General features: G+C 38.5%; 20 protein-coding genes and 1 tRNA gene. 2 read left to right on the top strand and 19 right to left on the bottom strand.

Annotated elements, in window-relative coordinates:
* Positions 1-95: 95 nt before the first annotated feature.
* Positions 96-467: a winged helix-turn-helix transcriptional regulator gene (locus DRF67_RS20270; protein WP_115930122.1), complete on the top strand. Its 372-nt coding sequence runs from the start codon at positions 96-98 to the stop codon at positions 465-467.
* Between the two features lie 139 nt (positions 468-606).
* Here the strand turns inward: DRF67_RS20270 and DRF67_RS20265 are convergent, their stop codons facing one another.
* The 6 genes from DRF67_RS20265 to DRF67_RS20245 all read right to left on the bottom strand — a co-directional run bounded on the left by DRF67_RS20265 (position 607) and on the right by DRF67_RS20245 (position 6096).
* Positions 607-978 carry a DoxX family protein gene (locus DRF67_RS20265; protein WP_115930121.1) on the bottom strand — a complete coding sequence of 124 codons (372 nt, stop codon included), beginning with the start codon at positions 976-978 and terminating at the stop codon, positions 607-609.
* Positions 979-1234: 256 nt separating this feature from the next.
* Positions 1235-2977 (bottom strand): hypothetical protein, encoded by a 1743-nt coding sequence (locus DRF67_RS20260; protein WP_123912798.1) that lies wholly within the window; start codon positions 2975-2977, stop codon positions 1235-1237.
* A gap of 808 nt (positions 2978-3785) precedes the next feature.
* Entirely contained in the window at positions 3786-4670 is an 885-nt protein-coding gene (locus tag DRF67_RS20255) for a hypothetical protein (RefSeq protein WP_115930119.1), read from the bottom strand.
* A 181-nt stretch (positions 4671-4851) separates the two neighbouring features.
* The gene (locus DRF67_RS20250; RefSeq protein ID WP_115930118.1) at positions 4852-5640 is read right to left on the bottom strand and encodes a helix-turn-helix domain-containing protein; all 789 of its coding nucleotides are present in this window, start codon (positions 5638-5640) and stop codon (positions 4852-4854) included.
* Positions 5641-5751: 111 nt separating this feature from the next.
* Positions 5752-5931 carry a hypothetical protein gene (locus tag DRF67_RS21380; RefSeq protein WP_123912796.1) on the bottom strand — a complete coding sequence of 60 codons (180 nt, stop codon included), beginning with the start codon at positions 5929-5931 and terminating at the stop codon, positions 5752-5754.
* A gap of 91 nt (positions 5932-6022) precedes the next feature.
* A tRNA-Ala gene (locus tag DRF67_RS20245) sits at positions 6023-6096 on the bottom strand.
* Positions 6097-6674: 578 nt separating this feature from the next.
* On the opposite strand from DRF67_RS20245, the gene DRF67_RS20235 reads away from it, so the two are divergent.
* Positions 6675-9284, top strand: a complete 2610-nt coding sequence (locus DRF67_RS20235; protein ID WP_115930116.1) for a TonB-dependent receptor — start codon at positions 6675-6677, stop codon at positions 9282-9284.
* 145 nt (positions 9285-9429) lie between these two features.
* Here DRF67_RS20235 and DRF67_RS22065 read toward each other — a convergent pair whose 3' ends face one another.
* The 13 genes from DRF67_RS22065 to DRF67_RS20175 form a co-directional block, all read right to left on the bottom strand.
* Positions 9430-9585, bottom strand: coding sequence for a bacteriocin-like protein (locus DRF67_RS22065; RefSeq protein ID WP_449384856.1), 156 nt, complete (start codon positions 9583-9585; stop codon positions 9430-9432).
* An 85-nt stretch (positions 9586-9670) separates the two neighbouring features.
* Positions 9671-10150, bottom strand: coding sequence for a MarR family winged helix-turn-helix transcriptional regulator (locus DRF67_RS20230; RefSeq protein WP_115930115.1), 480 nt, complete (start codon positions 10148-10150; stop codon positions 9671-9673).
* Positions 10147-10638, bottom strand: coding sequence for a GNAT family N-acetyltransferase (locus tag DRF67_RS20225; RefSeq protein WP_115930114.1), 492 nt, complete (start codon positions 10636-10638; stop codon positions 10147-10149). The genes DRF67_RS20230 and DRF67_RS20225 overlap by 4 nt, the downstream gene beginning before the upstream one ends.
* A 245-nt stretch (positions 10639-10883) precedes the next feature.
* On the bottom strand, positions 10884-12299 hold the full coding sequence (locus DRF67_RS20220; protein ID WP_115930113.1) for an efflux transporter outer membrane subunit: 1416 nt from the start codon (positions 12297-12299) through the stop codon (positions 10884-10886).
* Between the two features lie 94 nt (positions 12300-12393).
* On the bottom strand, positions 12394-15540 hold the full coding sequence (locus tag DRF67_RS20215) for an efflux RND transporter permease subunit (protein ID WP_115930112.1): 3147 nt from the start codon (positions 15538-15540) through the stop codon (positions 12394-12396).
* Positions 15540-16727: an efflux RND transporter periplasmic adaptor subunit gene (locus DRF67_RS20210; protein WP_115930111.1), complete on the bottom strand. Its 1188-nt coding sequence runs from the start codon at positions 16725-16727 to the stop codon at positions 15540-15542. Before DRF67_RS20210 ends, DRF67_RS20215 begins: the two co-directional genes overlap by 1 nt.
* Position 16728: 1 nt before the next feature.
* A complete protein-coding gene (locus DRF67_RS20205) occupies positions 16729-17184 on the bottom strand; it encodes a transcriptional regulator (protein WP_115930110.1) in 456 nt (151 codons plus the stop codon).
* A 116-nt stretch (positions 17185-17300) separates the two neighbouring features.
* Positions 17301-17813 carry a GNAT family N-acetyltransferase gene (locus tag DRF67_RS20200; RefSeq protein ID WP_115930109.1) on the bottom strand — a complete coding sequence of 171 codons (513 nt, stop codon included), beginning with the start codon at positions 17811-17813 and terminating at the stop codon, positions 17301-17303.
* 212 nt (positions 17814-18025) lie between these two features.
* Entirely contained in the window at positions 18026-18256 is a 231-nt protein-coding gene (locus DRF67_RS20195) for a DUF2007 domain-containing protein (protein WP_115930108.1), read from the bottom strand.
* Between the two features lie 61 nt (positions 18257-18317).
* Positions 18318-19643, bottom strand: coding sequence for an L-lysine 6-transaminase (gene lat / locus DRF67_RS20190; RefSeq protein WP_115930107.1), 1326 nt, complete (start codon positions 19641-19643; stop codon positions 18318-18320).
* A gap of 111 nt (positions 19644-19754) precedes the next feature.
* On the bottom strand, positions 19755-21305 hold the full coding sequence (gene amaB / locus DRF67_RS20185; RefSeq protein WP_115930106.1) for an L-piperidine-6-carboxylate dehydrogenase: 1551 nt from the start codon (positions 21303-21305) through the stop codon (positions 19755-19757).
* A gap of 472 nt (positions 21306-21777) precedes the next feature.
* The gene (locus tag DRF67_RS20180; RefSeq protein ID WP_115930105.1) at positions 21778-21966 is read right to left on the bottom strand and encodes an Arc family DNA binding domain-containing protein; all 189 of its coding nucleotides are present in this window, start codon (positions 21964-21966) and stop codon (positions 21778-21780) included.
* A 79-nt stretch (positions 21967-22045) separates the two neighbouring features.
* Positions 22046-22912 (bottom strand): SPFH domain-containing protein, encoded by an 867-nt coding sequence (locus tag DRF67_RS20175; protein WP_115930104.1) that lies wholly within the window; start codon positions 22910-22912, stop codon positions 22046-22048.
* Positions 22913-23731 lie beyond the last annotated feature (819 nt).

Below are 23731 nucleotides of genomic sequence, written 5' to 3'. Positions count from 1 at the left end.
TTTGTACATTTGCTTTTACATATTGATATTTAAAATAATACGTAATGATAGCGTTAAACAAATGAACAAAATCATTAAAATTTTGCACAAATCCAATGACAGACAGAAAAGAAAACTCAACAAACAGTCTCAACGAAATATATTGGAAAAATAATTGCGGACTTTCTGTGACCTTATCCATGATCGGCGGAAGATGGAAGATTAACATTCTCGCCTATCTGCTGAATGACCAAAAGCTGCGTTACTCCCAATTGAAAGAAAAACTCGTTGGAATTTCTGAACGTATACTCAGTTCCAAATTGAAAGAACTTGAAAATGATGCTTTGATCGAAAAAATTGAGTACGAGGGGTTTCCACCCAAAGTGGAATATATGCTGACCAAAAAAGGAAATTCCTTAAAAGAACTCATTGATCTGATGAATCTCTGGGGAGATCAGCTGAACGATAAGCAAGATATAAAACTCTGAGTATATGAATTAATTACCGAAAAATTGAAAAACCGGATTGACATCATTGCTTTTAGCCACCAATACTGCAATATAAATTTGGTACGTTCATGCTGAAATCTAAAGATTTCAATATTGAGATCATCTTTTAAGGTTTTACTTACACCACTATTTTGAAATTTTTATCGAGAACAAGCAAAACAACTGAAATAATGCACATCCATAAAGAGTTGTAATAATGATTGTATTCATGGTGTGCCATGTGAGTAGTGAACGCGCCAACTGCGAATGGGAATAAATATAATGCTGCAATATTTCTAAATTGAGGTTTAAACAATCCCAGCACCAGCATCATAACGCCTAATAATTCCAGGACTCCTATAAGAATCGTCCAGGTCGTATTAAATCCCAAAGAATTCATACTTTGCATCATGGATGTTTTCTGAAATACTTTATACAAAGATGCATAGCCAAAAACATATAGGTAATACGCATACCCTATCCAATAAATAACGGTTTTAATAGTTTCCATTTCTTTTTTTTGACAAATTTCATTAAAAAAAAGCTCTTTTTCTTTTACTTACTAAATTGTAGGAAAAGAGAAATTGCTCCGTCCTTCATTACGCTGACCAAATATCAGCACTACTGACGAAAAGATTAAAATTAAAAAGAGCCGCAATAATGGCGGCTCTTCAGTAGATGTATTGTCCGGACAAAAAAACCGAACGGCATCAGTAGTATGCTACAATATCAATAAGAACAGAAGTAGTGTCGGTTCTATTTATTGCTTAATCTGTCCAATTGGCACTGTTGCTTAAAACAGTTTGCGCATAGCCAAATACATCTCCCAGCATTGGCTCTGTGCTGTTGCTATACAGACTTTCCAATCTTCCTTTCCATTGATCCAGGGTACGGGATGTATTTAGCGCGGTCTGTATCTGCGCGAGGGTATATCCATATACTCTTTCATTGGGAATGTTGGGATTATTCAATACCAGACTCTGATTGAAATTATCTACCAGATCAATAACCAACGGTGTGTACGCGTTCATATCAGAAATCGACTGATGCTGTCTGAGTCCGTTCCAAACCAGTGTAGAAGCATGGGTACCTCTTGTGCTGCTTCTGTAAACTCCATATCCGTTTGAGCTGAACATACTTGTATATCGATCATTGGTAACGATCGTTTCTACCCCTTCTGCCCAGGATTCAATCATGAGTTTACGTTGTTTGTTTCCACTATACAGTAAACTGAACATCCCCGGATCCATTTTTCTTTGGCTGTTGTGGGTCAGCTCATGGACTGTAGTGGCATAAATCCCATCGCTTCCTCTATAAAATCCACTGCTGGAACGTGATACTCTTATCGCTGAATTAAACGGATACCATTGTGCTCCTGAATTGGAATTGGAACCATAATACAGTGCTGTAATATTAAGCTTACCCGGGTTATGAAGTCCGAATTTACTTAAGCAACGGTTGTAATAATCGTAAGAAGCATTATGAACCAACGCAAAGAAATGATAGTGGGATAATGGTCCGTCTTTCATAAACGTGATATTCAACGGTGCTCTTTTATGTTCCCCTGAGAAATAATCTGCCGTATTGTAGAAATTCCCTTCTTTAACAGTCACATAATCATGCTTAAATTTCACTTTATAATGAACATTTTTGGTATAGGTAGTCCCGGTAGAAAAATATCCGTTTCCGTCCGTTGTCCCCTGCTCTACCTGCAGCCATCCCCATTTGAGGACATTTACAGTAGCTCTTTTTACCCCTTCATAATGGTTTTTGCTGCTGTTGTTGGTCCGTACAATGTCTTCCTCCACCCTGATATTTCCGGAAGGTCTCCATTTCTTTGCAAACAACCTGCTGGCAGCTCCACTGCCGTTGTTTTTATCCTGAATACCTTCTTCATAGTTCATATATCCTTCATTCAGCTCCTCGTCATCCAGATGTCCTGCAATTTTTCGCGTTTCATACATCAGATTCTGTTTAAACTCGATCTCATCGTAATTTGCCTGCATGTCTTCCAGCCTGTCCTCATCTGTAAAATGCAGTTTCGCAATTACATCATGAGGAACATCAGGAACAGCCGCGTTGTACTTTGCTATTCCGTAATATACAGGTATTTCATCCTCAACGGGATCCTCTGTACGTTCTGTACGGCTGAACTCCAAAGGACTGGTAGTAAGCTGCAACACATCTTCAGCCTCCATCAACCTGGCCTGCTGAATGCTGTCCTGCGGCATAAATTTGTAATACACATGGGTAGGCTCTACCTGATAGTGGGCAAATTTTTCCGCCACAATGGGCCTGTTTGTTCTGTAGTAGGTGAGAACGATGGGTAAAGCAGCCTGCACATTGTCTACGGTAAAAGGGATCAAACCCTCTACCATACGGGATTGTGACTGATTTCTTTGGTGGGTCTTACCTTCTTCCTGTGCGGACTGCAGCAGATCTTCCTGCTGACACCCCACAAGCATAGAGACTAAAAGGACACAAGATGCCCAAAAAGTAGTTGTTTTCATGGTTTTTGTTTTTTGTTGTTATTAGGTAGGTAAATATATATAAAACAAATCACTATTCAAAGAATTAGATACCTTCTATGCAAAAAACTTATTATTTTTTTTAATTATAATTACATTATTAACGAATAAATTAAATTAAAATATTAGATAAAGTGAAACACAGCAGGAATGCAGGTTTATTTTACTCCTATGCAAAAGTGGTGAAATTTATTTTTTGTTTTATAACAAAGTAAGACTGTTCAAAAGTGAAATAATCCTTAAACAAAATGAATCCGGACTACGAAAACGCGTAATGGATTCCTTCTGGTTTAGCGCTCTATAAAAAGATACCACAAAAATACACATTTCATGAAATAGTGATGTATTTGGCATTAACATTGTTGATTTTGTCACAACTATTAAATAATAGCTATTAAGGGAACTACAATATTCCCGTGTTTGCACGGGAATATTTTTCACTGACCATCACATCACATAACTTATAATTTATTTTGCACTTTTACCTCCTTCGGGAGGTTTTTTTATGACCCAACTCATAAAGGAATTATTCCCAAACATCGTACTTTTAATAAGAATTTTTCATCACCCGTTTATTTAATTTGTACCCCGGAATTTCCGGGGTTTTCTGTTTCATACATATAAGAAGTCTTTAGTTCTTAAACTTATTTTGCCATGATTTTTTATTACTATTTGAATCAGCGAACCCGCTGAAAAATACAATACTCCCTGAAATTATCTAACTTTCAGGGAGTATTCTTTATTTACATACCTAAAGATCTCTGGATGGTTTCGATACTTAGCGGATGATTTAAGAATTGCAGTTATTTTCTTTACGTGCTGACGCTAAAATAAAAAATGTTAAAACAAAATAGAAAATTAGATTGGCAGCGCCTGCAAAATTGAAAATAATGGTCAGTCCAACACATAGCATCATAAAAGTTAAACATGTTATTACCATCGCCATATTGAACCAAGGTTTAGCTTTACCCCATTTAAACTCCCCTTTCACCAGGCTGATAATTAAAAGAATTGGAATGATAAGTTCAAGTATTCCTAAAAAATAGATCATAAAAGGAGTTCCGCCAGGTAAATCGGCTACAAAACTACCCGCGAACATTCTTTCATATTTTTCGATCACCTTTGCATGACCAAATAATTTTGCCCATCCCGGAAGACCCATTGTATAAAAAAGGGTAAAATAAACAGGTAATAGATACATTTCTTTTAGGATAAATTTTGATACCTGTCCATATTTTTTTTCTATCAAACGTAGAGAAAGGTACAGAAGTATGGTAAAAAAATAAATATTTGCTGCTCCCTGCTGATTGCCAACACTCCTTATTAAACCTCCGAATAGCGACAGTCCCACAATTGAAGTAAAAGCAGCCCATTCCAGAAAAAAATAACGACGTTCTGAACCTACTGCCTCAACAGTGCAGAGGGAAATGAGATAAAAAACAGCAGCAATTCCCAAAACAAATCCTATCATCCTAAAAATCATAACCTGTGAAAAAGAAATTACAGCCAAGGGCTCGCGTGAGTATATATTTAGATATTTAAGATGTGTATCATTATTTCCAAAAAACATTCCTGATGCATTGAAAATAAGAAAGAAAAATAGTAAAAGAGACAATAACAGAATCGCTACCATTACAGGGTCCGTTTGAATTCTTTTAATAATTGATGTTTTCATTTATTGAAATTTAATCATGAAATTTTGTAATGCAATATTAAAAGCAATAGCGTTCAAAAGTATTATAGATAAAGGTAATTAAATTATAAAAATGCGAAACTAATGTGTTAAACGAAGCCTGAAATCCGCTGGTGTAAACCCAGTATTCTTTTTGAAAAAGCTGATAAAATTCGATGTTTCTTTAAAGCCCATATAGTAAGGCGACTTCACTAACGGACATGGTTTCGTAGGTCAGTGTCCTTTTGATTTCAAGTACGAGTCTTTCTGTAAGCCATCCTTTTGGTGTTTTATTCTCAGATTCTGCAAAGGCCCCCTGAAGCGATCGTGTCGTTACATTGAGAAGAGCTGCATATTGCTCAATAGTATAATGATTAAAAAGATTTTTATTTACCAGTCTTTTAAAATCGTAAACTAGCAGCTGATTTCGGGAGGGTAATCTATTTTTCTCTGTTGGATTATAAAGCCGCTCTGCGGTCAGCAACACATTGAAAAGATAGTTATGAAGAATCTCCGTTTGATTCTCATCAGGTACATTTTTTAATTCATCTACAATGAATTGATAAAGGGTTGTAAAAACATTATAATGTACACCAGAATCAAAGTAAGCGAGGCGTAAAGGGTCATTGAAAAGTGCCGTCCGATTTAGAAAACTTCGATGGGCCTCGGATCTGCAAAAAAAATCTTCTGTAAAAACAATGGTTTTTCCATCATAGGTTTCTAAAGGATCAAAATGGTGCACCTGCCCTTTGCTCATAAATAGAATATTTCCGGGAATAACCTCAACATCATTAAAATCTACAGAGTGTATTCCTGTTCCATCTGTAAAAAGATAGATCATATAAAAATCCGTCAGATGAGGCTGAAACAGCTGATGTGGCTTTCGGCTTAGCCGTTCTACAATCGTTGTTGCATTGATCTTTTGGATAGGATTAAAGGTATGTAAAAAAGGATACTGCTTCAACTTTTTCATACATCTTAATTTAAGGAGTTTTTTACATTACCCATATTACGGATAATTTCTGTTCAAATTACAAATACTCCTGTAATATAAGAATTTATCAAGAAAAAGGAGTCATCTGCTTTAAAAGCAGCTTTTCGATTTGCTTTCGTTCTTTCTCATCCTTAAACTTGTTAAGTCTTCACCGATAAGTAATGGTTTATCTCTGTCAGCCTCATAGAAACGGGACTGTACAAACCAATTATCTTTTAAATTGGTCACTAGAAAGTCGGATCTCTTGTATCCGAAGTTTAAATTTTTCATGCGTATTAATTGTTACTGATTTTGTTACTGATTAATACGCTTCCAAAAAGTCTAAATCTGAAAAAAGCCCCGTGGAAGGGCTTTGTCGTTGTGGAGAATACGGGATTCGAACCCGTGACCTTTTGACTGCCAGTCAAACGCGCTAGCCAACTGCGCCAATCCCCCTTTTTTGAAGCGGTACAAAAGTAAGTATTTAATTGATATCTGCAAATTTTTTATCAATTTTATTAATATAAATTTTATACTTATGTCAGTGGCTGATTTAATAGACGAGCCGGCTAAGTCTATTCTCTTTGAACTATATCGTATAAATACCCCAGCCCTTCATCTATTTGCATTCTCAGAACTTTTAGAAAAGTTTTATCATTTGATATTACTGACCATTCAATTAATCTATATTTCGCATCCTCAAAAACAACAACAACCCTGCTGAAATTTAAACAGATAGCAAGATTTTGCTGGAACAAACTGCAGAGGTAACTTAAATATCCACTGCATTGATCTAAAGAAGAAAAAGAAAGTTTCTAATTATACGCTCTCTAAATAAATTCCTTATCTACCCTACCTCCCATCTGTAATGAACTGTAAATTAAAAAACTATATGAATATCATATCATCAATATAAAGAGCAAACTGCTCTCTATTTTCTTTTCATAAAGCACCTTCATTAAGATTTAACACTCAATTCAAAAATAAATAGTCATCTTTGCAGCCTTAAAAACTTAAACACGCTAGTTTATTTCATGAGCATTATTTTTAAAAAGCGCATCCTTATAGCGCTTGTATTGCCTACGGCAGCCCTGTACTACGGGCAGAGTACGAAGGATTCTTTAGAAAAATCCAAATCTATTGATGAGGTGATGTTGGTCGGAAGAAATCTTTCCCAAACAGCCAAAGAAAGAAAAACTCCTGTTGCAGTTTCCACGATTAAGGCAGCGGAAATTCAGGAGAAACTGGGAAATAGAGAATTTCCTGAAATTATGAAGTCTACACCTTCTGTTTACGTTACCAAAGTAGGTGGTGGATTCGGAGACAGTAGAATTAACATGAGAGGTTTTGATGGTGCTAACATTGCGGTTATCATCAACGGGCAACCTGTTAACGACATGCAGGGAGGCACTGTGTACTGGTCTAACTGGACCGGTCTGGCAGACATTGCAAGCTCCATTCAGATTCAGAGAGGTTTGGGAGCTTCCAAATTTGTAGTTCCGTCCGTAGGAGGAACCATCAATATCACGACCAAAGCTACCGATTCTGAACAAAAAGCTATGATAAAGGCGGAAGCCGGAAACGACAATTATTCCAGATTATCAGCAATGTACTCTTCAGGATTAAAAAACAAATGGGCAACAACTGTATTGCTTTCCCGCTGGCAGGGTGATGGTTACATCAACGGGACCAAAGGGGAAGGTTATTCATGGTTCTTCTCTACAGGATTTAAGCCTAATGAAAAACATGCATTCAATTTAATTGCAACGGGAGCACCACAGGTACACGACACAAGAAGGTCTTCCGCTACCGGAGCCAATGTAGCGACCTTGCGCCAACTTGATGCCTATGGAAGAAGATACAATCCACAGACAGGAATGCTGAACGGCTCTCAATTCAATCTAGCACCTAACTTTTACCACAAGCCAATCGCATCATTAAACTGGGACTGGTCCATCAATGACAACCTGAAACTATCTACTGTAGTGTACGGTTCATGGGGTCGTGGCGGTGGCGGTACCGGACTTAACGGTTCCATTAAAAACGCTAACGGACAAACCATGAACTTCATGAATTATGGGCAAGGCGGAGACGGTACCATCAACTGGGATATGATTTACCGCTATAACCAGGGAGGTATGGTAACAGATTATAATGGAAACAATTTCCAGAAAGGAACCTTTACGGCACCTGCAGGCTCCCCGGGTGATTACAACGGAATGTATGTTGCTACTCTCAACGGAACCAATGGTATCGTAAGAAAACAGAGTATTAATGCACATGACTGGTACGGAGTGATTGCAGATCTTAATTACAAAAAAAACAACTGGACTTTCAACGGGGGTATTGATCTAAAAACGTATAAAGGAGCTTTGTATGACATCGTGACCGATATGTTGGGATCCGATGCATTATTTGTTTCCAGTACTGCAAATTCTCCAAAAGGTTATTACATTGATCGTACTGTAAAGCCGGAACCTCTTACCAAGCTGAATAATGCTCAAAAAGTATCCCTCCATAATGAAGGTTTGGTAAAATGGGCCGGTGTCTACGGAATGATAGAATATAGCTCTGAAAAATTAAGTGCATCCGTTCAGGGATCGGTTTCTGAGCAATATTATAAGAGAAGAGACTATATGCTGTATAATCCCGGAAATCAGGAAACCAAGTGGTATCATAAAACCGGGTATATTGTAAAAGGAGGAGCCAACTATAATATTGATGAACATCACAATGTATTTTTCAACACAGGAGTGATTTCAAGACAACCGTTATTCAATGCGCTGTTCCCATCTAACCAAAACATCTACAACGATGCAAAGAATGAAAGAATATTCTCTGTTGAGTTAGGATATGGCTTTAAATCCCGTTATATCGATGTGAATATTAACGCGTACAGAACACAGTGGGATGACCGGTTTATTTCCAGAACATTCAATGCTACTGCCGCGGATGTAGCGAAATTTTCACAGTTAAGCTTAGGAAATGCTTATTTCTATAACGCACTGAACGTAGGCCAGGTACATCAGGGAATAGAATTGGAAGCAAAAGCAAGACCTTTTGCCAACCTAAGATTGAGAGGGATGTTGTCTCTCGGAAACTGGAAATACAAAGGAAATGCAAACTTCAATATTCTTGATGTTCAGAATAATCAGGAAATATCCGGAGCCACAGGAATGATCAACATCAAAGATCTGAAAGTTGGAGATGCAGCACAAACTACAGCAAGTCTTGGGGTTGACTATAACGTTACCAAAGCTTTCAGTGTTGATGCCAACTGGGAATATTATGACAAGCTATATGCGCAGTTCAATCCGATCAATTTCCTGACTGCTGCAGATAGAGAAAGAGGAATCGTAAAATTGCCGAGTTATCACTTATTTGACGTAGGTGCTTCTTATAAATTTGTAATCGATCAGAAAAGATCTTTAACATTAAGAGCGAATGTATACAACGTATTCAACAAATATTATATTTCTGAATTAAGCTCCAACATTTTCGCCGGTGACAAAATTGCCAATGGCCCGGATGCCGGAAGAACGTACCAGGAAGCTGGCAGAGTTTATCAGGGTGTTGCTGATGGGAATACAGGATTCCTTGGCTTTGGAAGAACCTGGTCTGTTGCAGCGACTTTGAGATTCTAATAAAATCTTATTTAATAATGAATCAATTGAACCCGCCAATACTGGCGGGTTCTTCTATGGTATACAGTTGATTTATGATCTTTAAAGTGAGGTATTCTCTCACTAAGTAAAAACAAAAAATCCCTCAGGTTGAGGGATTGTATTTTTAAAAGTCAGGACACTCTAATGTCAATTGATCGGAATAACATTGAGGTATCGGGCTGTTAGGGCAATGCATCTGTTTCCATCCCTGAGGACATATTTTTTGTCCACCGTTTACCTGCTTTAATTGATTTCTTGAAACTTTTTTTAAGTTTTTCATGGTTTTGAATTAGTTTGTTAGATTGCAAATATAACAACAAATCTTCCCACAGTGATTTAACATAAAAAAATAACAGGCTTATTTATCAGTCGCTCTTCTTAAGCTGCATTGCTCTCTGATAGAAAGACTGGCTGGCAATTTTTTCTTCCGTTTCATTAATGGCTTTCAGGAGGTTATTTTCATTATCCGCGATCTCACTCAAAACGATGGCAACCAATTCCCAGACAGGTTTCATTTTTTCAACCAGCTCCATACCTTTAGGTGTTAACAGAAAGAGCCTTTTACGCTCATCACTGATATCTTTTTTCCATTCTAAAATTTTGAGTTTCTCAAGTTCTTTAAGCAGAGTTATGGTAGAAGGATGGGTATATCCAATTTCATTAGCAATTTCAACCACACTTGCTGTTTCTTTCTTGTATATGGTAAAGATGACCGGGAACCATTTGAGTTCAAAATCTATCCCAAATGCTTTGTAAATCATCGCTCCATCTTTCCTTAATTGTTCACTCAGACGGTGCAGCCTGGTAGAAATAGCAAGTATTCCCGCTTCGTTGATCACATTCATAAAGTGGTATTTAAATGATAAAAAATATCGTCAGAACCCATTAATGGAAATTGAGCCGGAAGCTTTTCTTTCTCAATCTTTTCAAAGTTGTTCCGTTCGTAAAAACGCTGAGCAGCTTTCAATATTGTGATGGTTCCCAAATATACATTATCTATTCCGTTTTCCCGACAGAAAGAAAGTAAAATCTCCAGCAGTTCCTGTGCGATATTCAGCTCTATTCCCCGGAAATCTTTTTTCACAAACATTTTTCTGATCGCTCCTTCCCTCTTATCAAATTTGAGCAAAGCAATAGTTCCTACCAGTTCTCCCTCTATAAAAGCGCCCCAAAAGTTCCCTCCAGCTTCGGTATAAAAACTTTCAATCTCAAGAAGATCCGGCTGATCATGGATTGTAAGCGGAACATTAAACTCTTTTTGCTGAATCGTAAGAATGAGATCAATGGCCTGTTCCGAATAAGAATTTCCTATAGGATGTATTTGTAATTTCATAGTGTTTAAATTTTAAAGTATAAAACTACGTAGTTAAATACATATATACAAGTGGAATTTTATTTTTAACACTTTTAAAAAGATGGAAGTCAGAAGCCAGAAGCAGGATGTTACTATTTGACGCAAGGCTTCTGACTATTTTCACCCTCAACTATAATAACTTTCCTCCCCCTACCTCCAGCCTCCAACAAAAAAACGCATGCCCAATGACATACGTTTTTATGATATTAAATGACAAGATACGGTTACTTCCAGCCACCACCCAGAGCCTGGTAAAGCTCAACAGCGGCTTTCATTTTACTGTATTGTGCATTGGAAATATTAAGTTCTGCATTCAATGAATTAACACTTGCATTCAAAACTTCAAGATAGTTTGCCATACCGTAATTCACAAGTTCCTGGGAATAATCCACCGACTTTTTGTAGGCATTCAGTTCTTTCTGTTTCAGTTCAATGAATGAATCCTGAACGGAAAATACTCTGATGGCATCGGAAACTTCTTTCCCTGCTGTAAGCACTGTCTTTCTGAAATCCAGATAGGCTGTCTCCTGATTGGCAAGGCTCACATCGTAATTGGTTTTGATTGCCCTTCTGTTGAGAATAGGCTGCGCCAGTCCGGATACCACATTGGCAAACAATGAATTGACACTGAAAAGATGATCAATATCTACGGATTGTACTCCTCCTGAGCCTGTGATCTTGAAAGTCGGATAAAACTGAGCTTTTGCAGCATTGGTTAGTTCAAAGGCATTCATCAGATTAAACTCTGCTCTCATCACATCAGGACGGTTAGCCAGTAGTTGTGCAGGATATCCAAGCTTAAGATCTATAGGAAGTTTCTGACCTTCCAGGGTAGATCTCTGTATACTGTGTGATGAATCTCCCATCAGAAGACTCATGGTATTTTCAAGCAGCTGAATCTGCGTATCAATGTCAATCAATAGAGATTTTGCATTGAAAACAAGTGCTTCACTCTGCTGTACCGCCACTTCTGTAAGAGATCCTGAAGTTTTTAAAGCTTTGGTCGTTTCAAGGTTTCTTTCTCTTATTGCAATGGTTTCTGTAATAATTCTTTTCTGGGCATCAAAGGTCAGCAATTGATAATATGCAGAGGCAATTGAAGATACGAGACTGCTTTTAACGGCTTTATGGGCAGCAACAGTCCCCAAATAGGTAGCCAGCTGTGCTTTTTCCTGCGCCCTCAATTTTCCCCAGATATCAGCTTCCCATCCAAGAGTCGCTGTAATATCAAACTGGTTAACATACCGTCTTTCTCCAATGATCTGCCCAAACTGTGTGTTGATGGACTGAGTCTGGAAGGTATAGTTGGGACCAATGGAAAGTGTTGGCTGATAAGCAGCTTTACTTTGCTTCAGGTAAGCTTCAGCAGAGTTAATGCTCTGCAGGGCAATTCTGATGTCCAGATTGTTTTCCAGCGCTTTGGAAATATGTCCCTGAAGTATTGGATCGGTAAATATCTCTTTCCAGGAAATATCTGCGATATTGGTGCTGTCTGAAGGAAGCATATCTGTACGGAACAGCTTTTCGTCTACGACGTTCTTCGGTCTTTCATATTCTTTCCTGGCCATACAGGATGAGATGGCCCCCAATATGAAAACTGAAAAAGTGATTCCTTTTATGATGTTTAATAAACTCTTCATTATAAAAAATTAGAAATTAGATGTTAGAGGCCAGAAATTAGATAGGTGTTGAGAGTAATCTCTACTATCTAACTTCTAACTTCTCTAATTAATTTTATTCTGCTAAATTGATATCTTCTTTTTTAATAGGTTTGATCTTCTCCTGCAGTGTTTCGAAAATCACATACAATACAGGAATCACGAACAGCCCCAGGATGGTTCCGATCAATAATCCGATAGCAGCTCCGGTAGCAATGGACCTGTTACCTACCGCTCCGATTCCACTTGCCAGAACCAATGGTAAAAGACCAAAGATAAAGGCGAAAGAGGTCATTAGAATTGGTCGTACCCTTGCTTTAGCTGCATTGATGGCAGACATGACGATCGTTTCACCATGATGCCTTCTTTGAACGGCAAATTCGACGATAAGGATCGCATTTTTCGCCAGTAGTCCTACCAACATGATCAGTGCGATCTGGAAGTAAATGTTATTTTCCAGACCCATCACCTTCTGTCCCAGGTAAGCTCCCATTACCCCTAAAGGAAGAGAGATGACAACAACCAGCGGAAGGATATAACTTTCATACTGGGCCGAAAGAATAAAGTAGACAAAAATTAAACTCAATGCAAAGATCAAAAGCGTCTGAGATCCGGAATTTAACTCTTCTCTCGTCAACCCTGTAAATTCTACTGCGTAATTTTGATTCAGCGTTTCATTGGCCACCTGCTGTACAGCGGTAATGGCATCCCCGGAACTGTATCCTTCAGAGTTCGCTCCCGTTACTTTCACAGAGGTAAACAAGTTATACCGGCTTACAGATTGTGGTCCGTACGCTTTGGTAAGGGTTACAAATTGTGAAATGGGAGACATGATACCTGAACCAGTTCTTACATAAAGCTCGTTTAGGTTTTCTATATTCTTCCTGTTTTCAGGAAGTGCCTGAACCATTACCCTAAACTGTTTACCATATTTGGTAAAGTCGGCAGTATAAATACCTCCAATATACCCCTGCATCGTGGCCAGAATTTCATTTACAGAAACCCCAAGCTGCTTGCTCAGAGGAACATTAATCTCCATTTGATACTGAGGATATCTGGTGTTAAATGAAGTTTGAGCAAATTGAATTTCCGGTCTCTGCATCAGCTTACCGATGAATTCATTGGTTTTGGCATCCAGTTCCGCATATTCACCTCCGGATTTATCAAGCAATACCATTTCAAAACCTGCACTACTCCCAAAACCTGGTACACTTGGAGGTTGGAAGAATACTACTTTAGCATCCGGAACAGCTCCCACAATTCCGAATAATTTTTTGGTGATATCTTCAGAAGTCTGGCCATCTTTTTTTCTTTCTTCGAACGGTTTCAGCTTAACAAAGGCCAGACCGTTATTGCTTCCGTTTCCGGATAAGAATCCTCTTCCGGTAGAAATCGTTACATTCTGTACACCAGGAACTTTCATTGCTTTGGCCTGAAGTGTTTTCAGGGCATTGTAGGTTCTTTCCATTGAAGCTCCCGGAGGAAGCTGAACATCTGTAAAGATGATCCCTCTGTCTTCGGTAGGTACAAATCCTTTCTTCATGCTGCTGCTTGCCCAGAATAAGATCCCTCCGGTAACAGCAAAAATAATAAGGGTAACCCATTTGTGTCTTAACAGGAAAACAAACCCTCTTCCATAACGTTCAGTGGTTGTTTTAAAAGCAATATTAAACTTATAGAAGAACTTCTGTAACAGGTTTAAATTCTTATATTCTGCATGATGTGCTTCGTGAGGTTTTAGGAATAATGAACATAACACAGGACTCAACGTTAATGCATTAATCGCAGAAATGATGATCGCAATGATCAGTGTAATCCCAAACTGCTGGTAGAATACCCCTGTAGGCCCTGTAATAAAGGTAACGGGAATAAATACCGCTGCCATTACCAAAGTAATTGAAATAATCGCCCCTGTAATCTCATCCATCGCTTCCACGGTGGCTTTCTTGGCATCCGAAATACCATGCTCCATCTTGGCATGAACGGCCTCGACGACGACGATGGCGTCATCCACCACAATACCGATGGCAAGTACCAATGCAAACAGGGTGAGCAGGTTTAATGAATATCCGAAGAGATTCAAGAAGAAAAATGCCCCTACAATAGATACCGGAACTGCGATGGCCGGAATCAAAGTAGATCTGAAATCCTGAAGGAAGATATACACTACAATAAATACAAGGATGAAGGCTTCAATCAGGGTATGTACTACCTTTTCAATAGAAGCTTCAAGGAACTCGTTCGTATCAAAGTTAAAAGTGTATTTTATTCCCTGCGGAAAAGTACTTTCTGCAGACTTCAGATAATCTTTGATATTCTTAATAATCTCCTGTGCATTAGATCCGGGAGTCTGGAAGATCCCCATACTGATGGAAGGGTTATTTCCGTTTTCCCCAATACCGGAATAAGACTGTCCCGCCAGTTCTACCTTAGCGACGTCTTTCAGCATCAGGTTTTGTCCGCTTGCAAGAGATTTAATGATGATATTATCATACTGCTCCTTATCGTTGAACTTTCCTACATATTTGATGATATATTCAAATGAGCTTCCGCTGTTTTGGCCAATAGAACCCGCAGCAGCTTCTCTACTCTGCTCGTTGATGGCATTGGTAACATCTGTGGGAGTTACACTATAGGCAGCCATTTTTGCCGGATCCAGCCAGATTCTCATCGAGTAGTTTTTACCCCCGAAAACGTTGGCATCCCCTACACCATTTACCCTTTTAAGATTGGGAATAATATTAATATTCAAAAAGTTCTGAAGGTATACATCATCAAGGTCTTTATTTTCAGAATAAAAAGACATATACATCAGGGCACTGGTCTGCTGCTTCTGGGTAACCACTCCCGATCTCGTTACTTCGGAAGGCAAAAGAGGTGTTGCTCTGGCCACACGGTTTTGTACGTTTACCGCTGCAATATCCGGGTCTATTCCCTGTTTGAAGAATACCTGGATCTGGGCAGAACCGTCGTTTCCGGCACTGGAAGTGATATAATCCATTCCTTCCACCCCGTTGATTTGTTCTTCTAAAGGCACGACTACACTTTTCATCACCGTTTCAGCATTGGCTCCTGTATAGTTTGCAGAAACACTCACTGTAGGCGGTGCAATATCCGGATATTGGGTAACCGGTAACGAGATCAGTCCTAAAATACCGAGAATCACAATCAAGATTGAGATTACGGTAGATAAAACCGGTCTGTTAATAAAGTTTTTTATCATTAGAATTTCGGTTTTATTGATTGAACAAGACTATCCATTTTGATGGGTTTCGGTTTTACTGCTGTTCCCGGTTTCAGACCTCCGATTCCTGCTGCAATAACCATTTCCCCTTTATTTATTCCGGATTTGATAAGGGCAAGGTTGTCGATTCTGTCAATGACATTTACCACAACGTTTCTCGCCGTATCTCCTTTATCTACTTTGTATACATAAACAATACCCTGTTGCTCATAAGTAGCACTTTCCGGAACAACAAGAACATTATCATAATTCTGAGGGAATCTGATCGTTCCGCTATTACCATTGCTTAGTAATTTTTGAGCATTGGAGAATGCAACTCTGAACTGAATTGTCCCTGTTCCAGGATCAATCTGACCTGTAATCGCTTCAATTCTTCCCTTTTCAGGGTATAGGCTGCCATTGGCCAATTGAAGCTCCACCATTGGAAGGTTTTTAATTTTTTCAGGCATAGTAGCTCCGGGAGCTTTTTCAAGAAAGTCAAAGTATTCCTTCTCATTCATCGCAAAGTAAGCAAAGATCTGAGAGGTATCGGAAATCGTGGTCAGAGGAGTCTGATCAGACGGTCCTACCAAGCTTCCTACTCTCAGTGGAAGTTTTCCAACCACCCCGGAAATAGGAGCACGAATGATAGAATATTCAATATTAGCCTCGACTCCTTTATAATTGGCAACCGCCTGTTTTTTAGCGGCGGTAGCCTGCTGTAGCTGCGCCTGGGCCTGAGCCAGCTGAGCCTGAGCAGTTTGCAGCTGCACATTGCTGATAATATTTTTCTGAACCAGAGGCTTTAGCTTATTCACTTCTACCTGAGCCGCATTTACTGAAGCCTGCGCAGCAGCAATGGTAGATTCTGCAGCACCGATTCCGGCTTTGGAAGCAGCAGCGTTTTCATTCAGAATATTGGTTTCCAGACGGAACAAAGGCTGTCCCTTGGTAACATACTGTCCTTCATCTACCAATAGCTGGGTGATATAACCCTGGATTTTTGCACGTACATCATTGTTTACCCTACCCTGCATGATAGCTGGAAACGTCTGATAACCCACTATGTTTTTCAGCTCCGCATTCACAACAGGATAAGGCTTGGCACCATCCTGCTTCGGAGCTTCTTTTTTGCAGGCTGTCAGTGAAACCGCTGCAATTGAAAGTATAACTAGCTTATTAATCATTTTATAGTTTATTAAGAGATTCCTGAATATTTTCTATGTTTTTATTTAAGAGTGCTTTGTAAACTTCTATTCTTTCGTTGTATCCATCGTCTTTACTTTTTTTAAAATTGTTTAAATCATCTAATAGTTTAAGTTCGTCCTGCATCTTCTGGACAATTTTTTCGAATCGGATTTTTTTGTATTCATCATTAATGAAAAAATATCGCCTTCGCTCATCCATTTTATTATGGTCTACAATAAGCTGAGCATTCAGGAGTAATGAAATACTTGTGGAAACAGAGCTTTTGCTTGCTGAGAGCACTTCAACAAATTCGTCAAAAGTAATTCCTACTTTCTCATAATCAAAAAGAAGGTAGGAATAAATTTTTGAAGCTAAAGGTGGTAAGCTGAACACAGTACCGTAAAATTTTACGGCATCCTGAAAAATTTTTTCATCAATTTCTATACTTTGGTGCATACTATAAAAATTTGAACAAAAGTAGAAATTAGTTCAGAACCAAACGAACAAACCTGATAGAGTTTATAAATACACAGCGTTTTAAAAATTCAATGAAATTAGATTTAACCTTTTGCCTAAATTATAATCTTTTCAAAAGCCTTTCTCATGCCGTCCTTCAAAAGAACCTCACCGCAATAGGAATACCCTTTACCTTCAAGGATCTTTAGCATCGCGATATTATCATGATTGGTATCTACCTTAACACTTTGAATTCCATGAGATTTTGTGAATTCTTCAATATGGTCAAAAAGCTTTTTGACCATTCCCTGGCCGGCAAATTTCTCATCAACCGCTACCCTGTGAACAACCACAAATTCTCCATCACTCAACCATGCTCCTTCGATCGTGCTGTATGCAGGTTCATCATTTAAAATCAGGGCAGCATATACAGCGATCTCTCCATCTACGGTAAGAACATATGCAAAACCTTTTGCTATATCGCTTTCTACCGTTCCCAGATTGGGGTATCCGTTCTGCCATTGCGTGCTGCCATCCTGCTTTCTCCTTTCAATAGACTGCTGGATAATTCCCCAGATAATATCTCTGTCAATTGTTTCTGCTTTTCTAAGTGTGATCTCTGAATTCATGTTTGTAAGATTTGTCTACAGATTGAACAATTAAATAGAGCCGGAATCAGAATGGTACCATCGTGTCATGATAAGTAAGCATGGTTCTGATATCTTTTATTATTGAATTTTCAATCCTGATTCTAATAGTTTTTAATTCATCAAAAAAACCGAAAATTAATTAAAATTAATTTTCGGTTCGAAGTAGTAAAATTTAAAATTATGAAATTGTTTTATTGATTTTCACTTTGTTGAAGGTAAGCATCAATAATACCAAATGCTTTATTTTCATCTTCAAGATCTACCATTACTTTCAGCGATGTTGCTGTAGGAGTGGTGGTAAATGTAAGATACCCATTTTCAACAGTGTTTGTAATTTGCGCATCATCCAATTTAGACTTAACCAACTGAATTTCTGAAGGGTTATCACTTTCATACACTGATACTCTCGTGCTTCTTTCCATATTCTAATTGTTTGAGTATCTAAATTTACGATATTTTTTTGAAAATTACAAATCGTTGGTTTTAAATTTTATTAATATTGCTTTCGATTTTATCCAGTGCCAGCTGAATTTCTTCCTGTGTTACATTCAGATGGGGTCTGAAGCGTAAAGACTGGTCTCCACATGGCAGAATGATCAGTCCGTCATTGAACAATTCGTTCATCAGATGATTTCTCTGAGCAGTAGAAGGCAGATCAATCGCACACATCAATCCTCTTCCTCTGGCGTTTGAAATTTTTTCCGGGTATTTTTCAGCAAGGGTTTTCAGGCTTTCCAATAAGAAGTCTCCTACTACTCTTGCGTTCTCCACCAGATTTTCTTTCTCTATTACTTCCATTACCAATTGGAAACGGAGCATATCGATAAAGTTGCCTCCAAATGTAGAATTGATTCTGGAACTTTCCTTGAAAACGTTGTTCGGAACCTGATCAAACTTTTCTTTATTGGCCAGTACACCGCATACCTGCGCTTTTTTACCGAAAGAAATGATATCCGGTTTTGCTGTGAAATGCTGGAATGCCCACATCTTTCCTGTAATAGCGATCCCCGTCTGCACTTCGTCAAATATTAACAAAATTTCGTTGTCATCACAGATTCTTCTTAAGCCCAATAAAAATTCATCTCTGAAGTGATTGTCACCACCTTCTGCCTGGATCGGCTCAATGATGATGCAAGCTACTTTATCAGGATTCATCAGAATAGCCTCTTCAATCTGTACCAAAGCAAGCCTTTCATTTTTGATGGTTTCTTCAAGATTTTCTTCCGTGATAGGGAATGTCAGTTTTGGGTTGAGGATTCTCGGCCAGTTAAACATCGGGAAATATTGATATTTTCTTGGGTCCGAAGTATTTGTTAAGCTTAAAGTATAGCCGCTTCTTCCGTGGAAAGCCTGTCTGAAATGGATGCATATTCCAGCTTCTGTCTGAAGGCCTTTTTCAAAGTTTTTGCGGGTTTTCCAGTCGAAACATGCTTTCATCGCATTTTCAACCCCTAAGGTTCCACCTTCGATAAAGAAAGCGTATTGCAGCTCCTGAGGAATAACCACTCTCTCGAACACTTCCAAAAAGTGCGCATATTCTTCAGAGTATACATCTGCCAAAGTGGGTTTGTTCACCGCCATTCTTCCCAGCCATTCTGATCTTTCTACCAGATAAGGGTGGTTATAACCGATAGATGCTGACGCGAACATGGAGAACATATCCAGATATTCTCTGTCTGTAAGTTTGTCATAAAGCCAGGATCCGTGGGATTTTTCTATATCCATCACGAAATCGAAACCGTCTGCCAAGACATGTTTTCCTACCGTTTCTTTTACTTTATTTGCTTTTATATCTAATGTTTGTTCCATAATAAATTTGTTGTGTGATTTAATAAATGAATGATTAAAAGATCAAAGAATAGAATCTTTTAATCATTCAGGTTATTAAGTTTTTGTTTTTTTGTGGTTAAAGCAAGGCTTCTATAAATCGAATTTAATACCTTGTGCTAAAGGAAGTTGAGCAGTATAATTTATAGTATTGGTTTGCCTTCTCATATAGTACTTCCAGGCATCTGATCCGGATTCTCTCCCTCCGCCGGTTTCTTTTTCACCACCGAAAGCTCCGCCAATTTCAGCACCTGAAGTCCCTATGTTTACATTCGCAATTCCACAATCTGATCCTGCATGAGAAAGGAACAATTCTGCCTCTCTTAGGTTTTGGGTCATGATGGCAGAAGAAAGTCCCTGCGGAACATCATTCTGTATCGCAATCGCCTCCTCCAGTGTTTTGTATTTGATAAGGTATAGAATAGGGGCAAAGGTTTCATGCTGTACAATTTCATACGCATTTTTCACTTCTGCCACACACGGCTTCACATAACATCCTGACTCGTATTCATTCCCGGTTAAAACTCCGCCTTCAACAACGAATTTTCCACCTTCTTTTTTACATTTTTTAATCGCTTCCTGGTATTGGTTGACAGCCTGTGTATCAATAAGCGGTCCCACGTGGTTCTTTTCATCCAGAGGATTCCCGATCTTTAGCTGACCGTAGGCCTTTACCAGTCTTGTTTTTACTTCGTCATACACGCTCTCATGAATGATCAGTCTTCTCGTTGAAGTACATCTTTGTCCTGCAGTTCCTACCGCTCCGAAAACAGCTCCGATAATAGACATATCGATATCAGCTTCTTTCGTAATGATAATTGCATTGTTTCCTCCAAGCTCAAGAATAGATTTACCAAATCTTTCAGCAACCTTTGAAGATACCATTCTACCTACTCTTGTAGATCCTGTGAAAGATACCAGGGCTACTCTCTTGTCATCAACCAGCTTCTGTCCTATTTCATGATCCGCTACCAGTACACTTGAAATTCCTTCAGGCAAATTATTTTCCTTCAACACTTCAGCCATAATGTTCTGGCATGCAACAGCACAAAGCGGAGTTTTCTCAGATGGCTTCCAAATAGTAACATTCCCGCAGATCCATGCCAATGCTGTATTCCATGACCATACGGCTACCGGAAAATTGAAGGCAGTAATGATCCCGACAACCCCAAGCGGATGGTACTGCTCGTACATCCTGTGTCCCGGTCTCTCCGAGTGCATGGTGTATCCCTGAAGCTGTCTGGAAAGACCTACTGCGAAATCACAGATGTCAATCATCTCCTGTACTTCCCCTAAACCTTCCTGCAGTGACTTACCCATTTCATAAGAAACAAGCTTCCCAAGATCATCTTTATATTCTCTTAATTTCAAACCAAGCTGCCTTACCATCTCCCCTCTTTTTGGAGCCGGAATCAGCCTGAATTCCTGAAACGCTTTTTGAGCCGTCTCAATTACTTTGTCATAATCACTTTCTCCGGATGTCTTTACTTTAGCGATTAACTTTCCATCCACAGGAGAAATGCTTTCTATCACCTTTCCTGAAGCAAAATATTTTCCGCCCACTGAAGTCCCTTTGTTTTCTTCTTTAATACCAAGGTTTTTAAGTGTTTTTTCAATTCCGAAATCCTTTACTTTTTTTGACATAAAATCTTACTTTTCGTTCTCTCTAAAGATAAAAATATTATGCGAACCTCAAAACTTAAATTTTTAAACAGTTTTTTATTTGGACTAATTATAAACATGCTTATCTTTGTAGCGTAATATTTTTGACATTCGCCGATGGAAAATTCACAAGAAAATAACTCAAAGCTTAAAAAGTGGTTCAAGCGCGTGGGATGGGCTGGACTGGCCTTCTTTACGATTAAAGGTCTCGTTTGGCTCGTCATATTTTATTTTGGCGCCGATACCCTTCAAAGCTGTATGAAATAAAAAAGCAGAGAACCCATCTCTGCTTTATTTTTTATAGTAAGGACAAGGAATTATTATTTTTTCATTGACCAGTTAAAAAAGCCTGTTGTTTTTATGATTTCTGTAATATAGAAAAGAAAAAAGGAATAGTTTAACTGATAAAATCTCCCGGTAAAAGTCCATTCTCTTCTACAATCAGCATCTTCAACTAGTCTTTCTTCTTTCTTCCCGAATTGACAAGACTCTGATGCAACAGATATTCGATCTGTCCGTTTACACTTCTGAATTCATCATTCGCCCACTGTTCAAGAAGCTTATAAGTAGACTCATCAATTCTGATGACAAAAGATTTTTTGCCTTTGTTTTCTGAAGAGGTCTGAGCTTTTTCTGATTTCATTTCTAAATTTCTCTTACGTGATTATCTTTTACTTTCACGGTAAAACTTACCCTAAAATGTAATTATTGATTCTTCATTTCTAATTATAAAGTGTCCCTGCATTCAATACAGGTGTCGCTGCTTTTTCGCCACAAAGAACCACCATTAGATTGCTTACCATGGCCGCTTTTCTTTCGTCATCCAATTCTACGATATTATCTTCAGACAATTTCTTCAGGGCAAGGTCTACCATGCCCACGGCACCTTCTACAATTTTGGTTCTTGCCGCTACAATAGCTGTAGCCTGTTGTCTCTGAAGCATAGCCCCTGCTATTTCTGAAGCATAGGCCAAATGTGAGATCCGAGCTTCCTGAATCACAATTCCCGCTTTTGAAAGGCGGTCTGTAAGCTCCTGCTCCAGAATGGAATTGATTTTATCGCCTCCTTCTCTCAATGTAATCGGAGCATGATCATCTTCCAAATTATCATAAGGAAAGCTCATCGCCAGATGTCTTACTGCTGCTTCACTCTGCATTCTTACAAAATCAGAATAACGTTCCACATCAAATGCAGCCTTATAGGTGTCTCCTACTTTCCATACAATCACTACCGCAATTTCTATCGGATTACCCATTTTATCATTTACTTTCAGCGTCTGGCCCTGTAAATTTTCAGAACGCAAAGACATTTTTTGAGATGAATACAAAGGGTTGATAAAGAACAATCCGTTGTCTTTTACCGTTCCTACATATTTTCCGAAGAAGTTTAATACCCTTGAATGGTTAGGCTGAATAATCATTAAACCCTTCAGGAAAAAACAGGAAACCAGGAAACACAACATTGCTAGAATCACAAAGGTAATGCTCTGATCTACTCCACTTACGAAGAAATAAATAGCAGCTATAAACAGAATGAGGCAGATCACTAGTGTTATATAGCCAGACATAGGTTTTAAAATCTTTTCCATATACGATATAGTTTTTAATTTGATATTATTTTGATATCATAAAGATACTAATGAATTTTGAATTGCAACGATTAATTTTATCTTTTTTTGATGAGATAAATTAATTAAACGCAGGGTTCGCAAGGTTAATGGGTTAGTGTGCGCTTTATTTTTGTTCGCAAAGCCACTTCGTTCAGCTAAGAGCGCATCTTATCCTTGCTGAGTGAAGCACTTTTACGAACAACGTTTCACCACCCTATAAACCATTGCGAACTTAGCGTTTATAAGATATCCACAGCAAAGTTAAGAACAACATGAACAAAAAATCCCGGAAAAATAAACGCAGGGTTCGCAAGGTTAACGTGTTAGTGTGCGCTTTATTTTTGTTCGCAAAGCCACTTCGTTCAGCTAAGAGCGCATCTTATCCTTGCTGAGTGAAACACTTTTACGAACAACGTTTCACCACCCTATAAACGTTGCGAACTTAGCGTTTATAAGATAACCACAGCAAAGCAGTTAGGAACAACATGAACAAAAAAGCCCGGAAAATAAACGCAGGGTTCGCAAGGTTAATGTGTTAGTGTGCGCTTTATTTTTGTTCGCAAAGCCACTTCGTTCAGCTAAGAGTGCATCCTATCCTTGCTAAGTGAAACGCCTTCGCGAACAACGTTTCACTACCCTATAAACCATTGCGAACTTAGCGTTTATAAGATATCCACGGCAAAGCAGTTAGGAACAACATGAACAAAAAATCCCGTAAAATAAACGCAGGGTTCGCAAGGTAAATATGTTATTGTCTGCTTTATTTTTGTTCGCAAAGCCACTTCGTTCAGCTAAGAG

The organism is Chryseobacterium pennipullorum, from assembly GCF_003384725.1.
GTDB lineage: Bacteria > Bacteroidota > Bacteroidia > Flavobacteriales > Weeksellaceae > Chryseobacterium > Chryseobacterium pennipullorum.
Note: the sequence above shows the minus strand (reverse complement) of the source record. Positions and strands in the feature narration are given on the sequence as shown.

Bases quoted from the DNA above. Each gene is read 5' to 3' on its own strand.
- DRF67_RS20270 (WP_115930122.1), top strand. From the start codon at position 96: ATGACAGACAGAAAAGAAAACTCAACAAACAGTCTCAACGAAATATAT.
- DRF67_RS20265 (WP_115930121.1), bottom strand. From the start codon at position 978: ATGGAAACTATTAAAACCGTTATTTATTGGATAGGGTATGCGTATTAC.
- DRF67_RS20260 (WP_123912798.1), bottom strand. From the start codon at position 2,977: ATGAAAACAACTACTTTTTGGGCATCTTGTGTCCTTTTAGTCTCTATG.
- DRF67_RS20255 (WP_115930119.1), bottom strand. From the start codon at position 4,670: ATGAAAACATCAATTATTAAAAGAATTCAAACGGACCCTGTAATGGTA.
- DRF67_RS20250 (WP_115930118.1), bottom strand. From the start codon at position 5,640: ATGAAAAAGTTGAAGCAGTATCCTTTTTTACATACCTTTAATCCTATC.
- DRF67_RS21380 (WP_123912796.1), bottom strand. From the start codon at position 5,931: ATGAAAAATTTAAACTTCGGATACAAGAGATCCGACTTTCTAGTGACC.
- DRF67_RS20235 (WP_115930116.1), top strand. From the start codon at position 6,675: ATGAGCATTATTTTTAAAAAGCGCATCCTTATAGCGCTTGTATTGCCT.
- DRF67_RS22065 (WP_449384856.1), bottom strand. From the start codon at position 9,585: ATGAAAAACTTAAAAAAAGTTTCAAGAAATCAATTAAAGCAGGTAAAC.
- DRF67_RS20230 (WP_115930115.1), bottom strand. From the start codon at position 10,150: ATGAATGTGATCAACGAAGCGGGAATACTTGCTATTTCTACCAGGCTG.
- DRF67_RS20225 (WP_115930114.1), bottom strand. From the start codon at position 10,638: ATGAAATTACAAATACATCCTATAGGAAATTCTTATTCGGAACAGGCC.
- DRF67_RS20220 (WP_115930113.1), bottom strand. From the start codon at position 12,299: ATGAAGAGTTTATTAAACATCATAAAAGGAATCACTTTTTCAGTTTTC.
- DRF67_RS20215 (WP_115930112.1), bottom strand. From the start codon at position 15,540: ATGATAAAAAACTTTATTAACAGACCGGTTTTATCTACCGTAATCTCA.
- DRF67_RS20210 (WP_115930111.1), bottom strand. From the start codon at position 16,727: ATGATTAATAAGCTAGTTATACTTTCAATTGCAGCGGTTTCACTGACA.
- DRF67_RS20205 (WP_115930110.1), bottom strand. From the start codon at position 17,184: ATGCACCAAAGTATAGAAATTGATGAAAAAATTTTTCAGGATGCCGTA.
- DRF67_RS20200 (WP_115930109.1), bottom strand. From the start codon at position 17,813: ATGAATTCAGAGATCACACTTAGAAAAGCAGAAACAATTGACAGAGAT.
- DRF67_RS20195 (WP_115930108.1), bottom strand. From the start codon at position 18,256: ATGGAAAGAAGCACGAGAGTATCAGTGTATGAAAGTGATAACCCTTCA.
- lat (WP_115930107.1), bottom strand. From the start codon at position 19,643: ATGGAACAAACATTAGATATAAAAGCAAATAAAGTAAAAGAAACGGTA.
- amaB (WP_115930106.1), bottom strand. From the start codon at position 21,305: ATGTCAAAAAAAGTAAAGGATTTCGGAATTGAAAAAACACTTAAAAAC.
- DRF67_RS20180 (WP_115930105.1), bottom strand. From the start codon at position 21,966: ATGAAATCAGAAAAAGCTCAGACCTCTTCAGAAAACAAAGGCAAAAAA.
- DRF67_RS20175 (WP_115930104.1), bottom strand. From the start codon at position 22,912: ATGGAAAAGATTTTAAAACCTATGTCTGGCTATATAACACTAGTGATC.